This is a genomic window from Bradyrhizobium sp. (assembly GCF_035309285.1).
Taxonomy (GTDB): domain Bacteria; phylum Pseudomonadota; class Alphaproteobacteria; order Rhizobiales; family Xanthobacteraceae; genus Bradyrhizobium.
Genome location: NZ_DATGFH010000125.1, coordinates 1 through 3582, shown reverse-complemented (window position 1 = coordinate 3582; position 3582 = coordinate 1). Strand labels below are relative to the sequence as shown.

2 protein-coding genes are annotated in these 3582 nt (G+C 66.5%); both read left to right on the top strand.

Features of this window, described 5'->3' with window-relative positions:
- Positions 1-172 precede the first annotated feature (172 nt).
- Complete coding sequence (gene hrpB / locus VKR55_RS23565) at positions 173-2683, top strand: ATP-dependent helicase HrpB (RefSeq protein WP_324407087.1); 2511 nt, start codon at positions 173-175, stop codon at positions 2681-2683.
- Positions 2684-2829: 146 nt separating this feature from the next.
- A complete protein-coding gene (locus tag VKR55_RS23560) occupies positions 2830-3348 on the top strand; it encodes a TIGR02281 family clan AA aspartic protease (protein WP_324407085.1) in 519 nt (172 codons plus the stop codon).
- Positions 3349-3582: the final 234 nt, after the last annotated feature.

The window sequence follows — 3582 nt, the reverse complement described above, 5'->3', positions numbered from 1 at the left end:
GTCGCTCAAAACCTCATGCAGCGACGGCGGATCGATCGCCTCCTCGATCCGCCTCCGCCAATCATCAAAGATCAGCGACAGATGAGCCTCAGCCTATGCCAAAGCTAAACCGGACAGCCGTGGGCTTGACCCGGCCATCCATCGCTAAGACAGAATCCTCTTGAGTTGATGGATGCCCGAGTCAAGCCCGGGCACGACGAGTGGTGAGAGTTTGCGCAGCTTCGACACGCCCCTTCCGATCGACACGGTGCTCGACGAGCTCGCGCGCACGCTGCAGACGCGCCACGCCGCGGTGCTGGTGGCGCCGCCCGGCGCCGGCAAGACCACGCGGGTGCCGCTGGCGCTGCTGGATGAACCCTGGGCCAAGGGGAAGAAGATCATCGTGCTGGAGCCGCGGCGGATCGCGGCGCGCGCCAGCGCCGAACGGATGGCCAAGACGCTCGGCGAGCGCGCCGGCGAAACTGTCGGCTATCGCGTCCGCTTCGGCTCGAAGGTGTCGCGCGCGACACGGATCGAAGTGGTGACCGAGGGCATTTTCTCCCGCCAGATCCTCGACGATCCCGAATTGAAGAGCGTTGCCGCCGTGCTGTTCGACGAGTTTCACGAGCGCTCGCTGGACGCTGATCTGGGCCTTGCGCTCGCGCGCGAGGCGCAGACCGGCTTGCGCGAGGATATGCGCCTGCTGGTGATGTCGGCGACGCTCGACGGGGCGAGGGTGGCAAAGCTGCTTGGGGACGCGCCGGTGGTCGAAAGCGAGGGCCGCGCCTTTCCGGTCGAGACGCGCTATCTCTCACGCAAGGTGGACGTGCCGTTGGAACGGCAGATGGCGGACGCGATCGCAACCGCGCTCCGCACTGATCCCGGCTCGGTGCTGGCGTTCCTGCCGGGCGCGGCCGAAATCCGCCGTACGCAGAATTTGCTCGAAGAGCGGGTGAACGACGCCTCGACCGAAATCGTGCCGCTGTTCGGTGCGTTGGAGGCGAGCGTACAGGATCGCGCCATCGCGCCCGCCCCGAAGGGCCACCGCAAGGTTGTGCTGGCGACGTCGATCGCGGAAACCTCGCTCACGATCGAGGGCGTGCGCATCGTGGTCGATTCCGGGTTCGCCCGCGTGCCGCGTTATGAGCCGGATATTGGATTGACGCGGCTGGAGACCGTCCGCGCCTCGCGCGCGGCGGTCGATCAGCGCCGCGGCCGCGCCGGCCGCACCGAGCCGGGCATCTGCTACCGGCTGTGGGACGAGCCGCAGACGGCCTCGTTCGCACCTTATACGCAGCCGGAAATCCTCTCGGCCGATCTCTCCTCGCTGGTGCTCGATCTCGCGCAATGGGGCGTCGGTGATCCCGCGACGCTGTCGTTTCTCGATCCGCCGCCGGCGCCGGCACTGAAAGAAGCAAGGAGCCTGCTGCAGGAGCTCAATGCGCTCGACGCCGACGGCCGCATCACCGCCGAGGGCAAGCGCCTGCGCGCGCTGGCGCTGCCGCCGCGGCTCGCGCGCATGATCGTGGATTCCGCTTCCTTCGGTGCGGGCGAAGCCGCAGCAGAGATCGCCGCTATCCTCACCGAGCGCGGCCTTGGCGGCGACAGCGTCGATCTCGATCACAGGCTCGATCAGTTCCGCCGCGACCGGTCGCAGCGCGCCTCCGCCGCGCGCGATCTCGCCCGGCGCTGGGCCTCGCAAGTGTCTTCGGCATCCCGGGCGCAAGAGCGAGAAGAGCTCTCTACCGGCATCATGCTCGCTTTCGCGTTCCCCGATCGGGTCGCAAAGAACCGTGGCAATGGCGGCTTCGTGCTCGCCAACGGCCGCGGCGCCGCGGTGGAGCAGGCTTCCGCACTGGCGCGCGTGCCCTACATTGCGGTCGGCGAATTGACCGGCACGGCGGCCAGCGGCCGCGTCCTCCTGGCGGCGCCGATCACGCAAGACGAGATCGAGACCCAATTCGCCGACCACATCGAGACCGCCGACGAGATCAGCTTCGACCGCGGCGTGCTCGCGCTTCGTGCCCGCCGCAGGAAGACGCTGCACGCGATCACGCTCTCTGAAGCGCCGCTCGCGCTGTCGCCCTCGGCAGACACCGCGCGCATCTTCGCTGATGGCCTCATTGCCGCCGGCCTCGACAAGCTGCCGTGGTCGAAAGCTGCCAAGCAGTGGCGTGATCGCGTGATGTTCCTGCGCAAGGCGGAGGGCGAGACCTGGCCCGATCTATCCGACGACGGGTTGATCGCAGGGGCTGCGGACTGGCTGGTGCCCGCGCTCTACGACAAGACGTCGCTGCGGGATGTTTCCGCCGGCGATCTGTCGGAAGCGCTGCTCACGCTGTTGCCGTGGGAATTGCGCGCCCGGCTCGATCGCGAGGCGCCGACCCATTTCGAGGCGCCGACCGGCACCATGCTCGCGATCGATTACGAGGCCGAGCAGGGACCGACCATTGCCGTGCGGCTGCAGGAGCTGTTCGGGCTTAATACCCATCCCTCGATCGCGAAGGGAAAAGTGCCGCTGGTGCTGGAACTGCTGTCGCCGGCGCAGCGCCCGGTGCAGGTGACGCGCGATCTCCCCGGATTCTGGCGCGGCAGTTACGCGGCCGTCCGTTCCGACCTGCGCGGCCGCTATCCCAGGCATCCCTGGCCCGAGGATCCCGCGACCGCGCTTCCGACGCGCCGCGTCAAGCCGCGCGGGACCTAGCTCAAGCCCGCGCATGACGACCTTCTGCGTTAACCCTTCGCTCATCCTTTTCGCGAAAATGGCAGCCTTGGCAGGCCTCATACAGTCGTCCCGTCGTGGGCGGCGTGGTGAAATCAGGCCGGCCCATCCGGATTAAGCGTGGCGTCATGCGTAACATTCTGATTGCAGCGGCCATCATGGTCGGTCTCGGCACCTTCATGGCGCAGGTGGCCGACAAGATTACACCGGCTGCCGCCTCGACCTCCGCGCAAAAGCAGGCTGAGGCTCCCGCCGCGGCGCCGGTCACATCCGGCCTGCGCAGCCTCAACATTCCCCGCGATGCGCGCGGTCATTTCGCGACCGAAGGCCGCATCGACGGCCAGCGCATCGCCTTTATGGTCGACACCGGCGCGTCCGTGGTGGCGCTGAACGAAAGCTCTGCTGCACGGTTCGGCCTGCGTCCGACGCCCGGCCAATACACCGCGACCGTCACCACCGCCAACGGCAAGGTCAAGGCGGCGCGCGCGCGGATCGCAAGGCTCAATGTCGGCGGCCTCATCGTGCGCGACGTCGACGCCATGGTGTTGCCTGACGAGGCGCTGTCGGAAAACCTGCTCGGCCTGTCGTACCTGTCGAGGCTGAAGCGGTTCGAATACGCCAACGGCAAGATGGTGCTCGAACAGTAGGGCTACCTGGCTACCAGTCCGCCTACATGCTCTGACGGCCTTAATCGTTTTTCGTGGAAAATTCGCGTTCGGGATTCTCAACCTGAGTTTGGATTAGGGTTGCGGAGTTACCTCCACGCACTGAGCAGCGCCTGAAATACAGAACTCAGTTTTTCCGGCAGTCTGGTCGATTTTCCAAGAGCCCATCACTGGCAATCCGCCAAAAATGTTTGAAATCCCTCCCTGCACGTTCGG

Coding starts and splice junctions, on each gene's coding strand:
- hrpB (WP_324407087.1), top strand. CDS start 173: ATGCCCGAGTCAAGCCCGGGCACGACGAGTGGTGAGAGTTTGCGCAGC.
- VKR55_RS23560 (WP_324407085.1), top strand. CDS start 2,830: ATGCGTAACATTCTGATTGCAGCGGCCATCATGGTCGGTCTCGGCACC.